Origin of the sequence: Rhodoferax ferrireducens (genome assembly GCF_031458075.1) — a bacterium.
Lineage (GTDB): Bacteria > Pseudomonadota > Gammaproteobacteria > Burkholderiales > Burkholderiaceae_C > Rhodoferax_B > Rhodoferax_B ferrireducens_A.
Window position 1 is genome coordinate 1,135,800 of record NZ_JAVDXT010000001.1, and the last position, 22,653, is coordinate 1,158,452.

At 66.0% G+C, this 22,653-nt stretch carries 22 protein-coding genes and 1 riboswitch; of the genes, 11 read left to right on the forward strand and 11 right to left on the reverse strand.

The genetic code is table 11. The features are described from left to right. Positions 1-6: 6 nt before the first annotated feature. The 4 genes from J2X19_RS05370 (at position 7) to adk (ending at position 4,296) form a co-directional block, all read left to right on the forward strand. On the forward strand, positions 7-708 hold the full coding sequence (locus J2X19_RS05370) for a biotin-independent malonate decarboxylase subunit gamma (RefSeq protein ID WP_310371305.1): 702 nt from the start codon (positions 7-9) through the stop codon (positions 706-708). A gap of 14 nt (positions 709-722) precedes the next feature. After that, the gene (locus J2X19_RS05375; RefSeq protein WP_310371307.1) at positions 723-1,586 is read left to right on the forward strand and encodes a triphosphoribosyl-dephospho-CoA synthase; all 864 of its coding nucleotides are present in this window, start codon (positions 723-725) and stop codon (positions 1,584-1,586) included. Between the two features lie 130 nt (positions 1,587-1,716). Next, entirely contained in the window at positions 1,717-3,615 is a 1,899-nt protein-coding gene (gene acs, locus J2X19_RS05380) for an acetate--CoA ligase (RefSeq protein ID WP_310372637.1), read from the forward strand. A 24-nt stretch (positions 3,616-3,639) separates the two neighbouring features. Continuing rightward, the gene (gene adk / locus J2X19_RS05385) at positions 3,640-4,296 is read left to right on the forward strand and encodes an adenylate kinase (protein ID WP_310371309.1); all 657 of its coding nucleotides are present in this window, start codon (positions 3,640-3,642) and stop codon (positions 4,294-4,296) included. Between the two features lie 66 nt (positions 4,297-4,362). Here adk and J2X19_RS05390 read toward each other — a convergent pair whose 3' ends face one another. The 7 genes from J2X19_RS05390 to J2X19_RS05420 form a co-directional block, all read right to left on the reverse strand. Then, entirely contained in the window at positions 4,363-5,715 is a 1,353-nt protein-coding gene (locus J2X19_RS05390) for an LLM class flavin-dependent oxidoreductase (RefSeq protein ID WP_310371310.1), read from the reverse strand. Positions 5,716-6,008: 293 nt separating this feature from the next. Continuing rightward, positions 6,009-6,368, reverse strand: coding sequence for an SPW repeat protein (locus J2X19_RS05395; protein ID WP_310371312.1), 360 nt, complete (start codon positions 6,366-6,368; stop codon positions 6,009-6,011). A gap of 85 nt (positions 6,369-6,453) precedes the next feature. Beyond that, positions 6,454-7,398: a CysB family HTH-type transcriptional regulator gene (locus J2X19_RS05400; protein ID WP_116604442.1), complete on the reverse strand. Its 945-nt coding sequence runs from the start codon at positions 7,396-7,398 to the stop codon at positions 6,454-6,456. 214 nt (positions 7,399-7,612) lie between these two features. Beyond that, on the reverse strand, positions 7,613-8,521 hold the full coding sequence (locus tag J2X19_RS05405) for a ZIP family metal transporter (protein WP_310371316.1): 909 nt from the start codon (positions 8,519-8,521) through the stop codon (positions 7,613-7,615). Between the two features lie 21 nt (positions 8,522-8,542). Then, positions 8,543-9,154, reverse strand: a complete 612-nt coding sequence (locus tag J2X19_RS05410; protein WP_310371317.1) for a superoxide dismutase — start codon at positions 9,152-9,154, stop codon at positions 8,543-8,545. Positions 9,155-9,178: 24 nt separating this feature from the next. Next, a complete protein-coding gene (locus J2X19_RS05415; protein ID WP_310371319.1) occupies positions 9,179-9,670 on the reverse strand; it encodes a hypothetical protein in 492 nt (163 codons plus the stop codon). 110 nt (positions 9,671-9,780) lie between these two features. After that, positions 9,781-10,599, reverse strand: a complete 819-nt coding sequence (locus J2X19_RS05420; RefSeq protein ID WP_310371321.1) for a cysteine hydrolase family protein — start codon at positions 10,597-10,599, stop codon at positions 9,781-9,783. A 70-nt stretch (positions 10,600-10,669) separates the two neighbouring features. Here J2X19_RS05420 and J2X19_RS05425 point away from each other — a divergent pair, with 70 nt between their 5' ends. Together J2X19_RS05425 and J2X19_RS05430 are read left to right on the forward strand one after the other, a co-directional pair. Continuing rightward, positions 10,670-11,338, forward strand: coding sequence for a VTT domain-containing protein (locus J2X19_RS05425; protein ID WP_310371323.1), 669 nt, complete (start codon positions 10,670-10,672; stop codon positions 11,336-11,338). 128 nt (positions 11,339-11,466) lie between these two features. Continuing rightward, a riboswitch (TPP riboswitch) is annotated at positions 11,467-11,567 on the forward strand. Between the two features lie 37 nt (positions 11,568-11,604). Then, positions 11,605-12,627 (forward strand): thiamine ABC transporter substrate-binding protein, encoded by a 1,023-nt coding sequence (locus J2X19_RS05430; RefSeq protein ID WP_310371325.1) that lies wholly within the window; start codon positions 11,605-11,607, stop codon positions 12,625-12,627. Positions 12,628-12,642: 15 nt separating this feature from the next. On the opposite strand, the gene J2X19_RS05435 is transcribed toward J2X19_RS05430, so the two are convergent. Next, on the reverse strand, positions 12,643-13,146 hold the full coding sequence (locus J2X19_RS05435; RefSeq protein WP_310371327.1) for a GNAT family N-acetyltransferase: 504 nt from the start codon (positions 13,144-13,146) through the stop codon (positions 12,643-12,645). A gap of 106 nt (positions 13,147-13,252) precedes the next feature. On the opposite strand from J2X19_RS05435, the gene J2X19_RS05440 reads away from it, so the two are divergent. The 3 genes from J2X19_RS05440 to J2X19_RS05450 are packed head-to-tail and all read left to right on the forward strand — an operon-like array spanning position 13,253 to position 16,404. Continuing rightward, positions 13,253-14,206 carry a LysR family transcriptional regulator gene (locus tag J2X19_RS05440; protein WP_310371329.1) on the forward strand — a complete coding sequence of 318 codons (954 nt, stop codon included), beginning with the start codon at positions 13,253-13,255 and terminating at the stop codon, positions 14,204-14,206. After that, positions 14,187-15,767 carry an ABC transporter permease gene (locus J2X19_RS05445; protein WP_310371331.1) on the forward strand — a complete coding sequence of 527 codons (1,581 nt, stop codon included), beginning with the start codon at positions 14,187-14,189 and terminating at the stop codon, positions 15,765-15,767. The genes J2X19_RS05440 and J2X19_RS05445 overlap by 20 nt, the downstream gene beginning before the upstream one ends. Then, on the forward strand, positions 15,760-16,404 hold the full coding sequence (locus tag J2X19_RS05450; RefSeq protein WP_310371333.1) for an ABC transporter ATP-binding protein: 645 nt from the start codon (positions 15,760-15,762) through the stop codon (positions 16,402-16,404). Before J2X19_RS05445 ends, J2X19_RS05450 begins: the two co-directional genes overlap by 8 nt. 76 nt (positions 16,405-16,480) lie before the next feature. On the opposite strand, the gene J2X19_RS05455 is transcribed toward J2X19_RS05450, so the two are convergent. Further along, positions 16,481-16,939, reverse strand: coding sequence for a gamma-glutamylcyclotransferase family protein (locus tag J2X19_RS05455; RefSeq protein ID WP_310371335.1), 459 nt, complete (start codon positions 16,937-16,939; stop codon positions 16,481-16,483). Positions 16,940-16,985: 46 nt separating this feature from the next. Here J2X19_RS05455 and J2X19_RS05460 point away from each other — a divergent pair, with 46 nt between their 5' ends. Beyond that, a complete protein-coding gene (locus J2X19_RS05460; RefSeq protein WP_310371337.1) occupies positions 16,986-17,768 on the forward strand; it encodes an AraC family transcriptional regulator in 783 nt (260 codons plus the stop codon). Positions 17,769-17,858: 90 nt separating this feature from the next. Here J2X19_RS05460 and J2X19_RS05465 read toward each other — a convergent pair whose 3' ends face one another. Both J2X19_RS05465 and J2X19_RS05470 read right to left on the reverse strand, forming a co-directional pair. Continuing rightward, positions 17,859-18,845, reverse strand: a complete 987-nt coding sequence (locus J2X19_RS05465) for a Bug family tripartite tricarboxylate transporter substrate binding protein (RefSeq protein WP_310371339.1) — start codon at positions 18,843-18,845, stop codon at positions 17,859-17,861. Positions 18,846-18,878: 33 nt separating this feature from the next. Beyond that, entirely contained in the window at positions 18,879-19,850 is a 972-nt protein-coding gene (locus J2X19_RS05470) for a Bug family tripartite tricarboxylate transporter substrate binding protein (protein ID WP_116604429.1), read from the reverse strand. Between the two features lie 95 nt (positions 19,851-19,945). Here J2X19_RS05470 and acnA point away from each other — a divergent pair, with 95 nt between their 5' ends. Continuing rightward, on the forward strand, positions 19,946-22,585 hold the full coding sequence (gene acnA / locus J2X19_RS05475) for an aconitate hydratase AcnA (protein WP_310371342.1): 2,640 nt from the start codon (positions 19,946-19,948) through the stop codon (positions 22,583-22,585). Positions 22,586-22,653: the final 68 nt, after the last annotated feature.

A 22,653-nucleotide genomic window follows, 5' to 3' on the forward strand; every position in this document is an offset into this window, starting at 1 on the left:
CCTCATATGGAGTGGATATCTCTCGCCACGCAACTCTTCGGTTCTGGCCACGGCATACGCGCTGACGGCGACTTCCTGCAGGGCGATGTGGTGTTCGAAGGCGAACATGTCACCGTGATCGGCACGACGAATCATGCGCCGATTGGCGTCAAGCTCGCGCTGGCCCAGGCCCGCGTGGTGCTAGACACCATGGCGCAGCATCCGGGGCGGCCGATTCTGCTGCTGATCGACACCCAGGGGCAGCAGTTGCGCCGCCGGGACGAGCTTCTGGGCATCAACCGTGCGATGGCGCACCTTGGCACCACCATTGACGTGGCCCGCCGCCGCGGCCATCGGGTTATCGGGCTGGTGTACGACCAGGCACTGTCGGGTGGCTTCATCACCTCCGGCCTGATTGCCGACGCCTGCTATGCCCTGCCAGAAGCGGAGATCCGGGTGATGCGGATTCCCGCAATGGCACGCGTGACCAAGCTGCCCGAGGAAAAGCTGGCGGCGCTCTCGCAATCCAACCCGGTGTTTGCCCCTGGCGTGCAGAACTACGTGGCCATGGGTGGCGTGCGTGCGCTGTGGCAGGGCGACCTGCCGGCCGCCTTGCGCGACGCGCTGCGCCATACCCCCACCGAAGACACCCGTGCGCAAGACGGTGCCCAGCGCGGCGGGCGCCGTCTTGCCGCACCCGTGGTACAGCGTGTGCTGGACGCCGCCTGAAAGAAGCAACAGCCATGCGCGGTTTGCGAAGCCACCCCCTTGCCCAGCCCCGGCTGAGCCCCGCTGAGATCGGGCGCGCCGCCACGCTGGCACTGTATGACGAGCTGTCGCTGACCCCCAAGCCCGGGCTGGTGACCTTGATCGACAGTGGTAGCCATGGCGACATGGATGCCCACACATTCATGCGCAGCCTGTTCTCGCTTCGCCATTACTTTGTGCAGATCGCCGAGGCGGGCTTCGGCGGCGCCGAGTTCGGGGTGCTGGAGCAATACGGCATGGCCGCAGAGGCCCGCATGCTGGCCGCGACCGGTGGCATCAACACGCACCGCGGGGCCATCTTCATGCTTGGCCTGCTGTGTGCATCGGCTGGCGCCACCCTGCGCGACCACGGTGGTGTATTGCATCCAGACCTGTTGCGGTCCTCCTTGCGCAGGTACTGGGGCGATGCGCTGTCCAGACGCAGCCAGCGCACATCCCGCTTGCCTGGAGGCATGGCCGCGGCACGCTTCGGTCTGCGCGGCGCATCTGAAGAAGCAGCTCTGGCTTTCCCGGTGCTGTTCGACACGGCGCTGCCCGCGCTCACGCAGGCACTGAACCGCGGCCTGGCACCCCAGGAGGCGCGGATTGACGCTTTGTTCCATACCCTGGCCGTTCTGGACGACAGCAATCTTGCCCACCGTGGAGGCCTGGCCGGCCTGCGCTACGCCCAACGCAGCGCGCAAGGCTTCCTGGATCGTGGTGGTATCGCCCGTGCCGGAGGATTGCTGGAGTTGCATGCGATTGCCGATGCCTTTGTGGCACAGCGGCTGTCGCCCGGCGGTTCGGCAGACACGCTCGCTGCAGCTTGCTGGGTCACACGTGTCTGTGCCAGCCCATGAGCCTCTCAAATCATCCCGTCCGTTTCAAAGTCGCAACCCCCCAGGCCCTAGGAGATTCACCGTGAGTACGAATGATGCAAAGAACCGTTTGATCCCCGCAGCGGATATCAGGGACGCCCATGTGCCGGGCATGTCGGCCTACAACGAACTGGTTGCCCAGGCAGATGCCAACCACGACGCATACTGGTCGCGGCTGGCACGCGAATTCCTGAGCTGGCGCACACCGTTCACCAAAGGGCTGGACGAAAGCCAGGCACCTTTCTTCAAGTGGTTTGAGGATGGCACGCTGAACGTTTCCTACAACTGCCTGGACCGCCATGTCGAGAACGGGTTGGGTGACAAGACCGCCATCATTTTCGAAGCCGACGACGGGCAGGTGACGCGTATCAACTACCGTGAACTGCTGGCCCGTACCTGCCGCATGGCCAATGCGCTCAAGGCCCGCGGTGTCAAAAAGGGCGACCGCGTTGTTTTGTACATGTCGATGAGCATCGAAGGCGTGGTCGTGATGCAGGCCTGCGCGCGCATCGGGGCCACCCATTCGGTGGTCTTTGGCGGGTTTTCGGCGCAGAGCCTGCGCGACCGCATCCAGGATGCCGGTGCGGTGATGGTGGTGACAGCGGACGAGCAGGTGCGGGGCGGCAAACCGCTGCCTCTCAAAGCCGTTGTTGACGATGCGATTGCCATGGGTGGCTGCGAATCGGTGGCGAATGTGCTGGTGTATCGGCGTTCCGGCGGCGCCATCCACTGGCACGCAGCCCGCGACCGTTGGTTGCACGAGGAGATGCAAGACCAGCCGGAAACCTGCGAACCCGAATGGGTGGGGGCTGAACATCCGCTCTTCGTGCTGTACACCTCCGGCTCCACCGGCAAGCCCAAAGGCGTCCAGCATTCCAGCGGCGGCTATCTGCTGCATGCCGCGCTGACCACGCAATGGACATTCGACCTGAAACCGAACGACGTGTTCTGGTGCACCGCCGACATAGGCTGGGTTACCGGCCATACCTACATCACCTATGGCCCCTTGGCTTTGGGAGCGACAGAGGTGGTGTTCGAAGGCGTACCCACATTCCCGGACGCCGGGCGCTTCTGGAAGATGATCCAGGACCACAAGGTCAGCATCTTCTACACCGCACCCACCGCGATCCGGTCGCTCATCAAGGCCGCAGAAAGCAACGAGAGCGTGCATCCCCGGCGCTACGATCTGTCGAGCTTGCGCATCCTCGGCTCGGTCGGTGAGCCCATCAATCCGGCGGCCTGGGAGTGGTACCACGAGCATATCGGCGGTGGCCGCTGCCCGATCGTCGACACCTTTTGGCAGACCGAAACCGGCGGCCACATGATCACGCCGTTGCCCGGCGCGACACCGCTTGTGCCCGGCTCCTGCACTCTGCCATTTCCGGGCATCGCGGCGGCCATCGTGGATGAGATGGGCGGCGATGTGCCCAACGGGCAGGGCGGCATCCTGGTGGTCAAGAAGCCCTGGCCCAGCATGATCCGCACCATCTGGGGCGACCCCGAGCGCTTCAAGTCCAGCTACTTTCCGCCCGAGCTCAAAGGCTATTACCTGGCCGGCGACGGCGCGATCCGCGACGCGCAAACCGGCTACTTCACCATCACGGGGCGCATTGACGATGTGCTGAACGTCTCCGGCCACCGCATGGGCACCATGGAGATCGAGTCCGCCCTGGTGTCGTGCACGGCCCTTGTGGCGGAAGCCGCCGTGGTGGGACGCCCGGATGAAACCACGGGCGAAGCCATCTGTGCCTTCGTGGTCTTGAAGGGGCCGCGCCCGCGCGGCGACGAGGCGAAGAAGATTGCGACCGAACTGCGCAACTGGGTTGCCAAGGAAATCGGCCCCATCGCCAAGCCCAAGGACATCCGCTTCGGCGACAACCTGCCCAAGACACGCAGCGGCAAGATCATGCGGCGGCTGCTGCGTGCAGTGGCCAAGGGCGAGGCCATCACACAGGACATCTCCACGCTGGAGAACCCGGCGGTGCTGGAGCAACTGGCGCAAAGCAATTGAGATGGCAATGGCACAGGAGACACCATGAGACTGATTTTGCTGGGGGCCCCCGGCGCGGGCAAAGGCACGCAAGCTGCGTTCATCTGCCAGAAGTTCGGCATTCCACAGATTTCGACCGGCGACATGCTGCGTGCGGCAGTCAAAGCCGGTACGCCGCTGGGCCTGCAGGCCCAGGCTGTGATGGCTTCCGGTGCGCTGGTGGGCGACGAGCTGATCATCGGCCTGGTCAAGGACCGTATCGCGCAACCCGACTGCGCCAGCGGCTTTTTGTTTGACGGCTTCCCGCGCACACTTGCACAGGCCGATGCCGTGCGTGCGGCCGGTGTTCGGCTCGACTACGTACTCGAGATCGATGTGCCCTTCGCCGACATCGTCGAGCGCATGGGCGGACGCCGCTCGCACCCCGCATCGGGGCGCACCTACCACCTCACGTTCAACCCGCCCAAGTTCGCCGGCAAGGACGATCTGACCGGAGAAGACCTGGTCCAGCGCGAGGACGACAAAGAAGACACCGTGCGCAAGCGTCTCGAGGTCTACAGCCAGCAGACCCGTCCGCTGATCGACTACTACTCCCGCTGGGCCCGGTCCGATCCCGCGGCCGCACCCCGATACCGGGCCATCAGCGGGGTCGGCAGCGTCGATCAGATCAAGTCGCAGGTCTTCGCCGCTTTGGGCGATTGAGTCTGGTTTGCTATCAAATAAAGAGCTGCTGGCGCAGATGTTGAAAGCGCTAGCAGCTCTTTTTCCTTAGAAACTGCAGGCAGTAGCTTCCTCCTCGGCTGTTTCCTCCACCTCCACATAGCGGTTCACCGGCACCGGCAGATCCAGGTTGTCGCGCAGCGTGCCCTGGCCGTACTGGGTGCGGTAGATGCCGCGCGCCTGCAGCAGCGGCACCACTAGCGCCACAAAGTCTTTCAGCGAGGTGTTGGGCAGGGCTTCGAAGAAGTTGAAGCCGTCGGCGCCGCCGTTTTCGAACCAGCGCTGGATCTCGTCGGCCACCTGCTCGGCCGTACCGACGAAGGTGCGCTTGGGCCGGGCGTGCCACAGCGCCACTTCGCGCAGCGTCCAGCCCTTGTCTTTGGAGACCTGTTTGATGCGGTCGCTGGCGCTTTGCTGGCTGTTGCGGCCCAGGTCGCCCAGGTCGGGGAAGGGGGCGTCCAGCGGGTAGGCCGAGAAGTCGTGGTCGTTGAAGGGCCGGGCCAGGGCGGCGATGGCGTTCTCTATCGGCACCAGACTGGCGGATTCTTCGTACTTGCGCTCGGCTTCTTCGGCGGTGCGGCCGACGATGGGGCGGATGCCGGGCAGCAGGTGCACTTCATCGGGGTTGCGACCGGCGGCGGCGACGCGGGCTTTGACATCGCGGTAGTAGGCCTGGGCTTCCTCCAGCGTGTCGGCGTGGAAGAAGATGGCGTCGGCCTGGGTGGCGGCGAATTGCTTGCCGTCTTCGGAGGCCCCGGCCTGGAAGATCACCGGCTGGCCCTGGCGGGATCTGCTGATGTTCAGCGGCCCTTCGACCGAGAAGAAGTCACCCTTGTGGTCCAGGCGGTGCAGCTTCTTCGGGTCGAAGAACACGCCGGTTTCCTTGTCGCGCACCAGGGCGTCGTCTTCCCAGGAATCCCACAGGCCTTGGACCACGCTGAGGTGTTCCTTGGCCAGCGCGTAGCGCACATCGTGCTCGTAGTGGGTGGGCTTGCTGTAGTTGCGCGCGCTGCCGTCCAGCCAGGACGTGACGACGTTCCAGCCGGCGCGGCCGTTGCTGATGTGGTCCAGCGAGGCGAACTGCCGGGCCACGGTGAAGGGCTCGCTGTAGCTGGCGGTGACGGTGGCCACCAGGCCGATGTACGAGGTAGCCCCCGCCAGCGCCGACAAGATGGTCAGCGGCTCAAAACGGTTCAGGTAATGCGGGCTGGAGCGTGGCGTGATGTGCACGCTGTCGGCCACGAACAAGAAGTCGAAGCGGCCTTGCTCGGCCAGCTGTGCCTGTTCCTTGTAGAAGCCGAAGTTGACGCTGGCATCGGTGACGGCCGCCGGATGGCGCCAGTCGCCCCAACCTGCGCCCACACCGTGCAGCACGAATCCGAATTTGAGTTGTCTGGCCATGGGAACGCATCCAGGGAAGTGGAAGAATTCGCTTACCTTAGCGGCGCTTCCGGTGCCGGGGAACGAAGGCTTTCAGATATGGATATGCGCGGAATGGCCGTCCTGGCCGCCCATTCCATGGCTCTTGGATGCATGCTTTTTATGTCGCTGGCGCAGAGGGAGCGGGCGGTAGCAGCTATTTTTTATATAGCAAACCATCTCCCTCGCGGCATAGCGCGATATGTGACTCCCACAGCGACCTGGGCGCGCTAGGTTGTCAGCCTGGTGCGGCCCCGGTTGCCGTCACCCTGCGCTCAGGCGCTGGGGTGCAGCCAGTCGTTGTAGTCCTTGTCGGTGGCCAGGGTCCACGCAGCCAGGGCCATGACCACGAGACCCGTGCCCACCGCGGCGTTCATTGCATGGGTTTGCATCTGGAAACCCAGCAGCCATGGCGATACGACCATCCACAGCCCGAGCGCTGCCTCGGTCCATTCCTCCCAGGCGCGCGGCACCAGCATGGCACCCAGCGCTGCGGCGATTAGCAGCACGCCGACGACCACGGCGTTGGTCATGGCTGTGCTGTGGGACACGTATTGCAAGGCCCAGGGTGAGAGCGCCAGCCAAACGCCCAGCAGTCCGTTGACGGGATCTTGCCAATGCTTGAGTTGCTTCATGGTGACTACCTCCTGTCGGCGAAAACCAAGATAAATGCCGACCTGTTTTGGAGTGCGCAGCGCGGCGCCAGTTCCCTGCGGCGGCTCAGATCACGTAGTCGATGGAGGCCGCTGTGCCGGTCAGCGCCTGCTCCACCACGCTGCGGTTCAGCGTCGGCGCAAACGACTCGATGAACGCGTACACATAGCCGCGCAGATAGCTGCCGCGGCGCACCCCCAGCTTGGTCAGGTTGATGCCGAACAGCTGGCCGGCGTCGATGGCGCGCAACGCCAGGTCACGTTCGGCCTCGTAGGCGATGGACGCCACGATGCCCACGCCCATGCCCAGCTCCACATAGGTCTTGATCACGTCGGCGTCCATGGCGCTGATGGCGATGTGCGGCACCAGCTGGCGCTGCGCAAAGGCCTCGTTGATGCGGGTGCGGCCGGTGAAGCCGTTGTCGTAGGTGATCAGCGGGTACTGGGTCAGCGTCTCCAGGGTCAGCGGTGCGTCCAGCAGCGGGTGGCCGGGCGGCACGATGACCGAGTGGGTCCAGGGGTAGCAGGGCAGGGCCAGCAGCTCGTCGTACTGGGTCAGGGCCTCGGTGGCAATGCCGACGTCGGCCTCGCCCGACAGCAGCATCTCGGCCACCTGGGCGGGCGAGCCCTGGTGCAGGTGCAGGGTCACGTTGGGGAAGTGGTTGCGGAACTCCTGCACCGCCGTCGGCAGCGCGTAGCGGGCTTGCGAATGGGTGGCGGCAATCGACAGCAGGCCGCTTTGCCGGGACACGAATTCTTCGCCGGCCTTGCGCAGGTTGCTGCTGTCCAGCAGCATGCGCTCGATGATGGGCAGCACATGGCCGCCGGGGTCGGTCAGGCCGGTGAGCCGCTTGCCGGCGCGCACAAACAGCTCGATGCCCAGCTCTTCTTCGAGCTCGCGGATCTGCCGGCTGACGCCGGGTTGGGAGGTATGCAGGACGTTGGCGACTTCGGTCAGGTTAAAGCCGCAGCGCACGGTCTCCCGCACGGAACGCAGTTGCTGGAAATTCATATAAGAGCGCCATATTTAATAACTGAATTTGATTATTTGGCGAAACGCTGTTTTTCCAAACGAACAAATCGTAGATTCGATATGGCGCATCTATCTGTGGACCTGCGGGCCGCCCGCGCGCAAGCCTGTAGAGGGGATGAATGCTATGTAAATGGTAGCTGCTTGCGCTGGTGGAATAAGCGCCAGCGGCCTGTTTGCTTTAAATTCCGCCGGCTCAGGCGAGTGCTGTGTCCAACACCATCATCAGCACAAAGCCCAGCATCAGCCCGCCGGTAGCCCAGGCTTCATGGCCTTTGCGGTGTGATTCAGGGATGATTTCGTGGCTGATGACGAACAGCATGGCGCCGGCCGCAAAGCCCAGGCCCCAGGGCAGCAGGCTGGCCGACTGGCTGATGGCGGCCGCGCCCAGCACTGCGCCCAGCGGCTCGACCAGACCCGAGGCCATGCCCAGCAGCACCGCAAAGCTGCGCTTGTAGCCGGCGGCCAGCAGGGCCACGGCAACCACCAGGCCTTCGGGCACGTCCTGGATGGCGATGCCGGTGGCCAGGGCGCTGGCACGCAGCGGGTCGGTGGCGGCATAGCCCACGCCGATCGCCAGGCCCTCGGGCAGGTTGTGCAAGGTGATGGCAAACACAAACAGCCAGGTGCGGCGCAGCACGCGCGAGGGCGGGCCTTCCAGGCCTTTGATGAAATGCTCGTGCGGCAGCAGGCGCTCCATGGCCAGCAGCGCCGCCCCGCCCAGCAGGATGGACAAGCCCATGGTGCCGCCCGCGCCCCAACTGCCGGCGCCGGTGGCCCGGGCCGCGGCCAGGCCGGGGATGATCAGCGAGAACGCGCAGGCCGCCAGCATCACGCCGGCGCCGAAGCCGAACAGCGTGTCCTGCGTGCGGTCCGACAGGCTGTGCGAGAACACCACCGGCAGCGTACCCAGGGCCGTGGCCAGCGCGGCCACCGAGCCGCCGATCAGCGCATTCAGCACCAGCGGGTGGGCCTGGCAGTAGTGCCAGAAGTCGCTGGCCAGCAGGCCCGCGCCCAGCAGTGCGATGCCCCAGCCCAGCAGTTTGCGCAGCCGGCGCACCGGGTCGCTAGCGCTGTTGCGCCAGATGGTGTCGGGTCGGTCCATGGCGGGTCTCCATGCGCAAGATCAGCCGCGCGCGGCCTGGAAGCGGCGGGCCACTTCGGCCCAGTCCACCACGTTGTAGAAGGCCGCGATGTAGTCGGGCCGGCGGTTCTGGTACAGCAGGTAGTAGGCGTGCTCCCATACGTCCAGCCCGAGGATGGGGGTGTTGCCGGCCATCAGCGGGCTGTCCTGGTTGCCGCTGCTTTCCACCACCAGCTGGCCCTGCGGTGTGACGCTGAGCCAGGCCCAGCCGCTGCCAAAGCGGGTCAGCGCGGCCTGGGTGAAGGCGGCCTTGAAGGCCTCGAAGCCGCCCAGGTCGGCGTCGATGGCCTGGGCCAGGGCGCCTGTGGGCTGGCCGCCGCCGTTGGGCGACATGACGGTCCAGAACAGGCTGTGGTTGGCATGGCCGCCGCCGTGGTTGCGTACCGTGTTGCGCAGGGCTTCGGGCAGGGTGTCGATGGCGTTGACCAGCGCCTCGATGCCGAGATCGGCATAGGGCGTGTTCTGCAGCGCGGCGTTCAGATTGTTGATGTAGGCCTGGTGGTGCTTGCTGTGGTGGATCTGCATGGTCTGGGTGTCGATTTGCGGCTCCAGCGCGTCGTAGGCATAGGGCAGGGCGGGCAGGGTATGGGCCATGGGGTCTCCGGGTTTACAAATGGGTCAATGCACGGTGCTGCCGGCGGCGGGCTCGGCGCAGGCGCGCAGCAGCCGGGCGATGCCGGCATGCGGACCCCAGCGGCGCTGGTACTGCAGCAGTTCGGCATGGGTTTCGCGGCTGTGCCGCCAGGCGGCTTGCTGCAGCGCCAGGCCGGTGGTCGGGGTCTGTAGCAGGCCCATCACTGCGCCATGGGCGCGGCACAGGTGGTTGGCGGCCTGCTCCAGCAGCTGGGCGTTGGCGCACAAATCGGCCAGTTGGTGGTGCGACACCACCAGTGCGGCTAGGCAGTCGTCGGCATGCTGGGGGGCGGGGCCGCCGAGCAGCAGGTCTTGGGCGATGGACAGGGCCTGGTGGAAGCTGAACAGCGCCAGCTCAGTGCGTCCGACCTGCAGTGCGCTGCAGCCGCGCTGCGTCAGGCGTTCCCATTGGGCCAGGCTGGGCGGCAGGCATGGAGCGGGGCTGGGCCCGGCGAATCCGTCGGCAAAGGGGTACATGCAAAACATCCATGGTGCGGGCGCCGCGGTCTGCAGCGCCGTACCCTTTGCGTCGAATGGAGTTTTGCGTAATCAGGCCATCAAATGATAACCGTTCGCATTTAAAAAATCTATAGCTGGAGATTCACACTGGTCGCCAGCTCCAGCCCCTGGGCTTGCATCTCTTGCAAAAACGCCGTGTGCTGGGCCTCGAATCCGCCCACCGGGCTCATGCAGTCGGTCAGCAGCACGATGCGCTGGGGCTTGTGCCGGGCCAGGTGGGCCACGATGTGTTCGGTGGTGGCGCGCACGCAGTGGCTGCTGGCTTCGCCGGCGATCAGCAGCACGTCGGCCTGGTCCATGGCGGCCATCAGCGCCTGGTTCAGCTGGGTGGCCTCGTCGTGCGCGTCGGGCACCTCGGCCATGACGGCGCTGTAGTGTTCGGTCCAGGGGTTGCTGCCCTTGCCCAGCTTGGTGACGATGGCGCCGTGCTGGTCTTCCCAGGCGTTGTAGGCGGCATGCACATCGGCATGCACGTTGTGGCCCCAGGTGCCGATCTCGCAGTGCACCGGCCAGACCATCAGCGTATAGCGGCCCCGGGCTTCGAGCGCGTCCAGGTAGGCGAGCGTGCGGCCCAACGCCCCGGCCTGGCGCGGCAGGTACTGGCCCGCGTACACCGCGGCGGCGGTGATAGTGGTGAAGGGCGCTACCGCACTGCCATCGGCCTGCTGCCAGAACGTGGGGTGGGCAATGTCCCAGCGGTGGTGCGAGTCCAGCGTGATGCTGATGTCGGTCAGCGCGGCGGCGTGGGCGCGGATGAAGCTGGCCAGCCGTTGCATGTCCGCATGGGCGCCAACCACCGGCAGGGCCGGGCTGCCGCCGCTATCCGCCGGCAGATCGCAAAAATCGTTTTGCGGGTCGATGATCAGCAGATGGGTGTGGCGTGTCATGGCGGTCCCTGGGGTGTATGTTTTGGCAGTGTCACAAGATGCTAGCAGCCAGCAGAGATAATCGGCAGCCATGGAACTCATTACCCAACTTTTCGACTTCATCCTGCATGTGGACAAGCACTTGCAGGCCTTTGTGATCAGCTATGGCCCCTGGGTCTATGCGCTGCTGTTTGCCATCATCTTCGTGGAGACCGGCGTGGTGGTGATGCCGTTTCTGCCCGGCGACTCGCTGCTGTTCGTGGTCGGCGCCATGTGCGGCGTGGGCCTGATGTCGTACCCGCTGGCGGTGGGCCTGCTGCTGGCCGCAGCCATCTTGGGCAACCAGTGCAATTACGCGATTGGCCGCTTCTTCGGCCCTAAGGTGTTCCAGTGGGAAGACTCGAAGTTTTTCAACAAGCAGGCCTTCAACCAGGCGCATGCGTTCTACGAGAAATATGGCGGCGTAACCCTGGTGGCCGCGCGCTTCATGCCCTTTCTGCGCACCTTCGCGCCCTTCGTGGCCGGCGTGGCGCTGATGAGCCGGGCCAAGTTCACCTTTTACGACGTGCTGGGCGGTGTGCTGTGGGTGGTGGGCATCATCACCATCGGCTATTTCTTTGGCAACTTCCCCTGGGTCAAGCAGAACCTGGACAAGATCATCTGGGCCATGATTCTGATCCCCGGCCTAATCATTGTGGCCGGCGCGCTGAAGCAGCGCTGGGCCCGCAAGCCGGTGGTGCTGGCATCGCCTAAAAATTAAGCAGCGTAAGCTTTGTCCTTGTAGATCAAGGGCTTAGCTTGCATATACAGCAGCTCACGGGGGTTATCCACAAGTTTGTCCAGTGTTGTCAGGGAGAACTTGGACCAGCCCTCTGGATTTACAATCCGGCCCTTCACCGGGGGTGTCTGCAGCAGATGTGCAGACTGAGAAATACCCCACACACCTGATCCGGGTCATGCCGGCGTAGGGAGCGTGATGGGCTCCGGCCTTGCATGCGCCCGCCGCTGGCGCATTGAAAGCCACCTATGCTGCAACGCCGCACCTTTTCCTTCGCCGCCGCCGCGCTGGCCGCGCTGTCGTCTTTTTCCACCTTGGCTGCCGATGGCGAATTGCGCGTGCTGGTGCACAGCTCGTTCTCGCTGCCCAAGCCGCTGCTGGCCAAGTTCGAAGCCGAGGCCGGCATCAAGCTCAGCCTGATCAAGGCCGGCGATGCGGGCGAGATGCTGAACAAGCTGATCCTGACCCGCGCCCAGCCGATTGCCGATGTGGTGTTCGGCCTGGACAACGCCCTGGTTGCCAAGGCCCAGGCCGCCAAGGTGCTGGAGCCGATCAAGTTTACTGAGGGCTCGCCCATCGCCCAGGTCGGCGGCAGCGTGGTGCCGGTGGACTACGGCTTTGTCACTCTGAACTTTGACAAGGCCAGCTTCGCCAAGAGCGGCCTGCCCCTGCCCAAGAGCATGGACGAACTGGCCCAGCCCGCCTACCGCAATCTGCTGGTGGTGCCGAACCCCGCCACCTCCAGCCCCGGCTACCAGTTCCTGCTGGCTACTATCGCCGGCATGGGCGAAGAAAAAGCCTTCGACTGGTGGGCCCGCATGCGCGCCAACGGCGTCAAGGTGGTCAAGGGCTGGAGCGAGGCCTACTACACCGAGTTCAGCCGCAATGGCGGCACGCGCCCGCTGGTGGTCAGCTACGCCACCAGTCCGGCGGCCGAGGTGTTCTACAGCAAGGAAAAGATCAGCGAGTCGCCCACTGCCAACCTGTTCCTCAAGGGCGGCGTGTTCCGCCAGATCGAAGGCGTGGCCCTGGTGGCCGGCGGCGGCCAGCGCGATGCCGCCCACCTGTTTATCCGCTTTATGCGCTCCGGCGCCGCGCAAGAGGCCTTGCAGACCAGCATGTGGATGTACCCGGTAGAGGCCCATACCCCGCTGGCCGAAGTGATGAAACACGCGACCGAACCCACAGCCTACGAGAGCCTGCCCGCCGAGACGATTGCCGACAAGGGCACGGCCTGGGTGGCGCGCTGGACGCAGGTCGTATTGAAATAATTTGCTGGGTGTAGCTCAGCTTCGCGCGCCCGGCTTAGCTTGCTGGACCGCAAAGTCTTGCAGCGCCGCGCCTTGCATCCGGTAGCGCACCCATTCGTCTTGTGGCTGGGCGCCAATCGACTGGTAGAAGTCGATGGCGGGCTGGTTCCAGTCCAGCACGCTCCACTCGAATCGGCCGCAGCCTTGGTCGGTGGCGATGGCCGCGAGGTGCCGCAGCAGCTGCTTGCCCGCACCCGTGCCACGCTGGGCCGGCGTGATGTACAGGTCTTCCAGATACAAGCCCTTTTTGGCCTGCCAGGTGGAGTAGTTGAAGAAATAGATGGCGTAGCCAATGGCTTCGCCATCGACCTCGCAAATCAAGGCGCGGGCCGGGCTGTCTGCCGCGAAGAGGCTGGTGGCGAGGGTGTCCACGGTAGCGGCGACCTGGTCACCGGCTTTTTCGTACACGGCCAGCTCCTGGATGAAGCGGAGGATCAGCGCAGAGTCGTGCACCAGGGCCGGGCGGATGGATAGGTTCATGGAGATTCGGGTGAGGAGGGGAAGGGAAGTGGTGACAGGGTTTAGCGATGCTACGACGCACTGCCAAATGCAGGAAGTGCATTTTTTTCAGAATATGATGGGGTTTATGCATTCCAACCTGCGCCGCCTGGACCTGAATCTGCTGCTGGCATTGGATGCCCTGTTCCGCCACCGCTCGGTGACGGCTGCCGCCGACGAGCTGGCCATGAGCCCCTCGGCTTTGAGCCACGCCCTGGCCCGGCTGCGCGAGGTGCTGGCGGACGATTTATTCGTCCGCGTGGGCAATGCCATGCAACCCACAGGCTATGCCGAACGGCTGGCTGAACCGGTGGCTGCCGGGCTGGAAATTTTTTCGCGCGGCCTGGCCATGTCGGGCAGCTTCGACCCCGCCATCAGCGACCGGGTCTTCGTGCTGGCCGCCACCGACTACACCGCCTTCGCGGTGCTGCCGCGCCTGATGGCCCGTATGCAGGAAGTGGCGCCCGGCCTGGGTTTCAAGACTGTTTACTCCAGTGGCCGCGAATCGGCAGAGGAACTGGCCAGTGGCCGCATCGACTTTGCCCTGGGCTATGTGGACGAAGCCATGGAGCCCACCCCCGGCATCGAAAGCTTTACCTGGCTGGAGGACGACTATGTGGTGATCGCCAGCCGGCGCCACCCCCTGATCCGTGGCGGGCTGGACCTCGACCAGTATCTGGCGGCGCGGCATGTGGTGGTCACACCCTGGAACGAGGCCACAGGCTTCGTAGACAAAGTGCTGGACCGCCAGGGTTTGCAGCGCCAGGTGGCCGTGCAGCTGCCTTCGGTGCTGGCCGCCCCCTTCATCGTGGCCCAGTCGGCGCTGATCATGACCGTGCCCCGCTACGCGGCGAAGATCTTGCAGGAATCGGCCGACATTGCGATCTACCCGGCCCCGTTTCCGCTGCCGCGCTACACCTTGAAGGCCTATGGTCACATCAAACACAACCGCACGGCCGCCCATGTGTGGATGCGCGAGCAGCTGCTGGCGGTAGTGCCCAGCACGGGCGGCGATGCCACGCATGCAAAAAATGGTCTTTGATCGCCGCTGGCTGCTCGGTCTGCTGCCATTGCTGGCCCTGGTCGTGCTGCTGGTGGCCCCGGTGCTGCGGCTGGCATTCGAAGGCTGGTGGGGCGACCTGGCCAGCCAAACTGCGACATCCCCCTGGGCTTTGTGGTCCGACCCGTACCTGCGCTGGCGCGTGCTGTGGTCGGTGCTGCAGGCGGCCGCTACCTGCATCGCCGCGCTGCTGTTAGGCCTGCCCGTGGCCTGGGTGCTGGCGCGCTGGGAATTTGCGGGCCGCACCCTGGTGCTGCGCCTGCTGATGCTGCCGTTTGTGGTGCCGACGCTGGTCGCGGCGCTGGGCGTGTTGGCGCTGTGGGGCCCGCGCGGCGTGCTGAGCACCGCCCTGGGGTTGGACCTGCAGGACACGCCCTGGCTGCTGCTGTACGGCAACCTGTTCTTCAACCTCTGCGTGGTGGTGCGCGCCGGTGTGGATGCGCTCGGCCACGTCAGCGCGCAGCGCGTGGCGGCGGCGCGCACGCTGGGTGCCACGCCCTGGCGGGCTTTCTGGCGGGTCGAATGGCCGGCGATTGCGCCCTGGCTGGCGTCCAGCCTGTGCCTGGTGTTCTTGTACTGCTTTGCCGGCTTCGGCCTGGCCCTGGTGCTGGGGGGCCAGCGCTACGCCACGGTGGAGGTCGAGATCTACACCCTGGTCGCCCACGAGCTGCAGCTGGCCCCGGCCAGCCTGCTGGCGCTGTGGATGCTGCTGCTGACCGGTGCGGTGGCCTGGGGCTATGCGCTGATCGAAAAGCGCCTGGCCACGCCCACCCGCGTGCAGCCCATCGCCCGCCGCCGCCCGAGCCGCCCCGCGCACTGGCTGGGTGTGCTGGCGGCCCTGGCCGTGCTGGCCTTCTTCTGCGCCGCGCCGTTGCTGGCCATCCTATGGCGCGCCGTGCATGCAGGCTGGGATACCTGGGCGCTGCTGTGGGACGCCGAGACCTTGGCCGCGCTGTGGAACACCTTGCGCTTCTCGGCCATCGCGCTGCTGCTGGCCACCGTGCTCGGCGTGCTGCATGCGCTGGCGGCCCAGGCCTCGGTGGCACTGCGCGCGGCCGCCTTTCTGCCCTTCGTGGTGTCGCCGATCACCGTGGCTTTTGGCCTGCTGCTGCTGTACCCGCAGTGGACCGCCAGCCTGCCGCTGCTGCTCAGTGCCTACGCCGTGCTGGCCTATCCCTTCGTCGCCAAATCTCTGGCTGCCGCGCTCGACAGCCTGCCCGAGCACCTGCCGCAGGCCGCGCGCAGCCTGGGCGCCACGCCCTGGCGGGTGTTCTGGCGCGTGACCCTGCCGATGGTCGCGCCCGCGCTGCGCCGCGGCATGGCCTTTGCCGCGGCCACGGCCCTGGGCGAGTTCGCCGTGACCCTGTTTTTATCCCGCCCCGAATGGGCGACTCTGACCACCTTGATCTACCAACGCCTGGGCCGGCCCGGCGCGGCCAACGCCGATGCGGCACTGGTGCTGGCCTGCATGCTGATGGCCTTGGCCCTGGCCGCGTTTGCATTGATTGAAGGCCCACGCCGGGCGGAACCTCCCCATGCTTGAACTGCGCAACATCACCAAACACTACGGTGCACGCCCCTTGGCCGACAAGCTGAGCCTGCAGGTGGCCGAGGGCGAAATCGTCGCCTTGCTCGGCCCATCCGGCAGCGGCAAAAGCACGCTGCTGAAGATCGCCGCCGGGCTGGAGGCGGCCGAGGCCGGCAGCGTCTGGTTCGACAGCGAGGACATCAGCCGGCAGCCGCCCGAGCGGCGTGGCTTTGCGCTGATGTTCCAGGACTTTGCGCTGTTTCCGCACCTGGATGTGCGCGACAACGTGGCCTTTGGCCTGGTCGAGCAGCGCGTGGCCAAGGCCCAGGCGCGCCAACGTGCCGAGCTGATGCTGGAGCGCTTCGGCCTGGCGGCCCACACGCGGCACAGGGTGTGGACCTTGTCCGGCGGCGAGCAGCAGCGCGTGGCCCTGGCGCGGGCCTTGATCACCGCGCCGCGCGCCTTGCTGCTGGACGAGCCGTTTTCGGCGCTGGATGCCGCGCTGCGGCTGGACCTGCAAACCGAGTTCCGCGAGCGCATCTTTGAAGCCGGCATGGCCACCGTGCTGGTAACCCATGACGAGACCGAGGCCCGGGCCATGGCCACGCGCGGCCTGCGGCTGGTGGCCGGGCATTTGCAGCAGCTCTGGTAGGTGCTATTGAATCAATAGCTACTGGCGCTGGTGGAATCTGCGCCACAGCCCGATTTTGTTTAAAAATTCAGGCTTGTCAGTGGGCGAAGCTCTCCAGCCGTTCCACATACCAAGCCGGAAAACCATAGCCGCGCGCCGCGCTGACCAGGTGCGCAAGGTAGCCAAGGTCTGCGGGCTGGTGGCCACGCGCGGGTGGGATGTAGCACAGCGCGGGCTGCAGTTTTCCGCCTTCGGTCTCCACCAGCACGGCCTGGGGTAAGAAAACGCCGACCCCATCCATCGTGTACAGGCGCTGCAAGTCTGCGTGCGTAGCCCGCACCAGAATTCCGTACACCGCGTGCTGCCCGGACCGGCTGATGTTGGCATGCGGGTCGATGTGGATGTCGAATCCGCCGAGTCGGGCCACCTCGATGGTTTCGGGTTCAAACTCAGCCTTGGCCATCACCTCGCGGCGCATGAAACTGCCATAGAAAAACACCGCCACATGGGGCGCAGCGGCTGGGGTAGCAGAGGTCGGAGTTGCAGCGGTGTGCATGGAGCAAGCCTTGGTCAAAGTGGTCAGGCTTCGATACTATGTTGGCATGCCAAAAGTAGAAAGCCAAAAGATATCGACCAAGCGCCAATATGCGGACGGCTGGAGCGTGCTCGCCAAACACCATGCGCGCGACAGCCGGTTGCCGCAGCACCAGCACGCGACCGGGCAGCTGGTGTTCGCCGTCAGCGGTGTGATGCGGGTGGATACCGGGCCGAGCCGCTGGATCGTGCCGCCGCAGCGTGCACTCTGGGTGCCCGCACAGCAGCCGCATGCGATCCAGATGCTGTCGGCCACCGAGATGCGCACGGTGTACTTCGAGCCCGCATGGATTGCGCAATGCGAGGGCTTTGTGCGCGCCGGCGAAGTGCATGTGGTGGTGGCGTCGCGGCTGGTCCAGGAGCTGGTGCTGGGTTTGTTTGACGCGCAACGCAGCCTGGCGATGCGCGGCCTGATGGCGCGGCTGCTCCTGCATGCGCTGCGCGAAACCCCTTGCCTGCCCACGCATTTGCCGATGCCGGAAGATGCGCGCCTGCACGCCGCCCTGGTGCAACTCATGGCCAGCCCGCAGTGGAGCATGCCAATGGAGACGGTGGCAGCCCATGCAGCCATGTCGGGGCGCAGCTTCAGCCGGCGCTTTGGTGCCGAAGTGGGCCTGAGCTTCCGCGACTGGCGGCAGCGTGCGCGCATCATTACCTCGCTGGATTGGCTGGCTGCCAATCGATCCACCAAATCGATTGCCCATGCGCTCGGGTTCGCCAGCCCAGCCGCCTATGTGGCGGCTTTTCGTGCGGTGCTGGATTGCACGCCGGGCAGCTTCCGCCCCCAGTAGCCTGCAGGTTTTATTGCAGCTTGCTATTGATTCAATAGCTGCCAGCGCAGGTTTTATATGCGCTGGAGTCCAATTTTCCTTGAACTTCCGCTATTCAATCTTGATGCCGCGGTCCTTCACCAGCTTGGCCCATTTGGCGCTTTCGCTGTCGATGAAGGCGGCGAAGTCCTGGCTGCCGCCGCCGCCAAACTCGTTGCTCTGGCCGAGGATGCGGTCCTTCACATCGGGGTGCTCGATGGCCTTGGCGAAGGCTGCCTGCAGCTTGGCCACGATGGCCGGCGGCGTGCCCTTGGGGGCGACGTAGCCCATCCAGTTGGACACGGTGACCTGCGGGTAGCCGGCCTCGGCGAAGGTGGGCACCTCGGGCATGGACGCCAGGCGCTTGGCCGAGGTCACGGCGATAGCGCGAATCTTGCCGGCCTGGATCGAGGGCAGGGCGGCGCCGGTTTGCTCGAACATCAGGTCCACCTGGCCGGCCAGCAGCGCGGTAGCGGCCGGGCCACCGCCCTTGAAGGGCACGCCGACCATCTCGATGCCGGCCGCGCTTTCAAACAGCTCGGCCGACAGATGGTGGGCGCCGCCCGGGCCGGCGTTGGCGATGTTCAGCGCGCCGGGCTTGGCCTTGGCGGCGTTCACCACATCGGCCACGGTCTTGAACGGCTTGTCGCTGGGGGCTGTCAGCACCAGCGGGCTTTTCTCCAGCAGGATGATGGGCACCAGGCTCTTGGGGTCGAAGCTCATCTTGGGGAAGATCCAGGGGTTCACCGCCAGCGGGCCAAAGCTGCCCATGGCGATGGTGTAGCCATCGGGCGCAGCGCGGCTCAGCAGCTCGATGCCGATATTGCCGCTGGCGCCGGGCTTGTTGTCGACGATCACCGGCTGCTTGAGGACCTCGCCGAGTTGCCGAGCCACCAGCCGTGTCTTCACATCGGTGTTTCCGCCGGCAGCGAAGGGCACGATGATGGTGATGGTCTTGCTCGGATAGCTGGCAGCGTCTTGCGCCAAGGCGGCATTGCACAGGCCGGTTGTGAGTGCGATGGCGCTTGCGGCGCAGCGCAAAGTCTGGGGTGTGAACATGGTTCTTGTCTCCTGGGGGCGGGGGGTGGGGGCTTATTCGGCGGTGATGTGGGCGGCGTCGACGATGCGCGCGTACTTGGCGGTCTCGGTGGCGATGAAGTCCTTGAACTGCGCCTGCGCCATGGGGGCGGGCTCGCCGCCCTGGTCTTGCAGGCGCTTGACGAGTTCGGGGTCGCGTAAGGCCTCGGTGACCGCGGCGTTCAGCTTGGCCTGCACCGCAGCCGGGGTCGACGCTGGTGCGAACAGGCCGAACCAGTTTTCCAGGTTGTACGAGGCCAGCGGCGCGTATTCGGCGATGGCGGGTAGGTCGGGGGCAAAGCTGGCGCGCTTGGCCGAGGTCACGGCCAGCACTTTCACCCGGTTGCCCTTGATGAAGGGTGCTGCGCCGGCCATGCTGACAAAGGTGATGTCCACATTGCCCGACGCCACATCGACCATCTGGCCCGACGAGCCCTTGTAGGGCACGTGGTTCATCTTGATGCCGGCCAGCGACTGCAGCAGCTCGCCATTCAGGTGCTGCGGGTTGCCTACGCCGCTGGTGGCGTAGCTCAGCTTGCCCGGGTTCTTCTTGGCGTAGGCCACCAGTTCTTCGAGGTTCTTTACCGGCAGGTTGGGCGATGCGGCCAGCACGTTCGGTACGCGGGTCACCAGGGTGATGGGCGCCAGGTCTTTCTCGGGTGCGTACTGCATACGGCCCTTGTAGACCAGCGGGTTGATGGCGGTTTCGCCAGCGCTGCCGATCAGCAGGGTGTAGCCGTCGCCCTTGGCCTTGGCCACCGCATTCGCGCCCAGCATGCCGCTGGCGCCGGGCTTGTTGTCCACCACCACCGACTGGCCCAGCGAGGCGCGCAGCTTGTCGGCCAGCAGGCGCGCAATCGCGTCCACCCCGCCGCCGGCGGTGAAGGGCACGACCAGGGTGATGGTCTTGGACGGATAGTCCTGCGCCAGGGCGGGCAGGGCCAGCAGCGCTGCAGACAGCAGGGCGTAGCGGCGGGGGATGTGCATAAAGGGCTCCAGAAGTAGGTGAACGTAGCGGCTTAAAACATATCAGGGTTTGCGCTAAAATGCATTTTATTAACTCAATGTGCAAAATACATCCTATGGAAAACACCAATACCTTCCCCACGGTGCAGCTGCAGGTCGGCGCACAGGACCTGCGGGTCATCGATTTACAAGGCTTGTTTGGCGCCCGCCTGCGGGCCTTGCCGGTGGTGCTGCGCCTGCTGCTGGAAAACGTTTTGCGCCATATGCAGGGCCGCGAACGCGAGGCCGCCGTGGCCGCCTTGCTGGCCTGGCTGGACAGCGGCAGCAGCGAGGCCGAGATCGCCTTCCAGCCGGGCCGGGTGCTGATGCACGACACCACCAGCACCCCCGCGCTGGTGGACATCGCCGCCATGCGCAATGCGCTGGACGAAGCCGGCGTAGACCCCATGCTGCTGAACCCGGGCCTGCCGGTGGATGTGTCGGTAGACCATTCGCTGGCGGTCGAGGTCTATGCCCAGGCCGACGCGGCGACGCTGAACCTGCAGCACGAGATCCGCCGCAATGCCGAGCGCTACCGCTTTCTGCGCTGGGCTTCGCAGTCGCTGGACCGGGTGCGGGTGCACCCCCCGGGCACCGGCATCATGCACACCATCAACCTGGAGCAGCTGGCGACGGTGGTGACCACCGAGCAGCGCGACGGCGTGCTCTGGGCCGTGCCCGACATGATGATTGGCACCGACAGCCATACGCCTATGGTCAACGGCATCGGCGTGCTCGGCTGGGGCGTTGGCGGGCTGGAGGCGCAGACCGTGATGTTCGGCATGCCGACCATGCTGCGCATCCCCGATGTGATCGGCGTGCGCCTGAGCGGCGCCTTGCCCGCCGGCGTGCTGGCCACCGACCTGGCACTGACCGCCACCCAGCGCCTGCGCGCACTCGGCGTGTCGGGCGAGTTTGTCGAATACTTCGGCCCCGGCGTGGCTACGCTGAGCGCCGGCGAGCGCGCCGTGGTGGCGAACATGGCGCCCGAATACGGCGCCACCACCGGCTTCTTCGCGGTCGACGCGCACACGCTGGACTACCTGCGCGCCACCGGCCGCAGCGAGGCCCATATCGCGCTGGTCGAGGCCTATTGCCGGCACGCGGGCCTGTGGTTCGACCCTGCTGCCACGCCGCGCTACACCCGGGTGCTCGACATCGACCTGGGCGCCATCGGCATGCACATCGCCGGCCCGCGCCGCCCGCAGGATCTGATGGACTATGGCGACAGCGCCAAGGCCCTGGCGGCGCTGCAGTTCCAGCCGCAGCCCGGCGGCCCGCTGCCGGCCCACCCGGTGGCGCTGGCGGCCATCACCAGCTGCACCAATACCTCCGACCCTTCGCTGCTGATCGCCGCCGGTTTGGTGGCGCGCAAGGCGCGCGCGCTGGGCCTGGCCGTGCCGGCCTGGGTCAAGACCTCGCTGGGGCCGGGCTCGCCGGCCGCGGCCAGCTACCTGCAGCGTGCCGGCCTGCTGGCCGACCTGGATGCGGTGGGCTTCGGCATCGTCGGCTATGGCTGCACCACCTGCATCGGCAACCCCGGTCCCTTGACTGCGCCGATCCGCACAGCCCAGGAGGCCGGCCAGAGCAAGGCCGTCGCCATCCTGTCGGGCAACCGCAATTTCCCCGGCCGGGTGCACCCGGACATCGAGCTCAGCTTCATCATGTCGCCGCCGCTGGTGGTGGTGTTTGGCCTGGCCGGCGACGCGGCCCGCAATCTGCGCGACCAGCCGGTGCAGGTGACGGCCGACGGTCGCAGCATCTGGCTGCACGACCTGTGGCCGACGCGCGCGGAAATCGCCGAGCACCTGGCCCTGGGCGCCGATCCGGCGGACTACAAAAAAGACTTCGCCATCGCCAGCCAGAACCCGCTGTGGTTTGGGCTGCAGGCGCCGCAGACCCCGCTGTTCCCCTGGGACCCGGCCTCTACCGCTCTGCGCCGGCCGCCGTTCGCCTCGGTCGCGTCGGTCGCGTCCGGCAGCCAGCTGGGCAGCTACCAGGCTTATCCGCTGCTGGTGCTGGGCGACGACATCACCACCGACCATATTTCGCCGGCCAGCGCCATCCCGCCCGACAGCCTGGTGGCGGACTTTCTGGTGGCGCGCGGCGCCGACCGGCAGGACCTGAACGTGTTCGCCTCGCGGCGCGGCAACTGGGAGGTGATGCTGCGCGCGGCCTTCCACAACAAGACGCTGAAGAACCTGCTGGCGCCGGGCGCACCGGTAGCCCACACCCTGCACGTGCCCAGCGGCGATGTGCAACCCATCTGGGATGTGGCGCAGCGCTACCGCGATGCCGGCCAGTCTGTGGTGCTGGTGGCGGGTGAGCGCTATGGCACCGGCTCGTCGCGCGACTGGGCCGCCAAAGGCCAGCGCCTGCTGGGCATACGCGCGGTGCTGGCCATGGGTTTCGAGCGCATCCACCGCTCTAACCTGATCGGCATGGGCATACTGCCGCTGCGTTTTCCGGCCGGCGTCGGCCCACAGACCCTGCAGCTGCAGCCCGGCGACCGCATCGAGGTGGTTGCGCCCGCCGAAGCCCTGGCGCCGCGCTGCACGGTTGCGGTGCGTGTGCTGCGCGCCAACGGCAGCGAGGAGTCGCTGCAGGCCACGGCCGCCATCGAGACCCAGCTGGAGCTGGAGCTGCTGCGCAGCGGCGGCGTGATCCCGCTGATCCTGGGCAAGACGATTGCCGAGCAGCAGGCTCTGGCCGGCTAGCCGAGGATGGGGCCGGCCATGCCACCGCACGCCAAGCACTGCCCTGGGCAGGATGGGACAATCTTGGC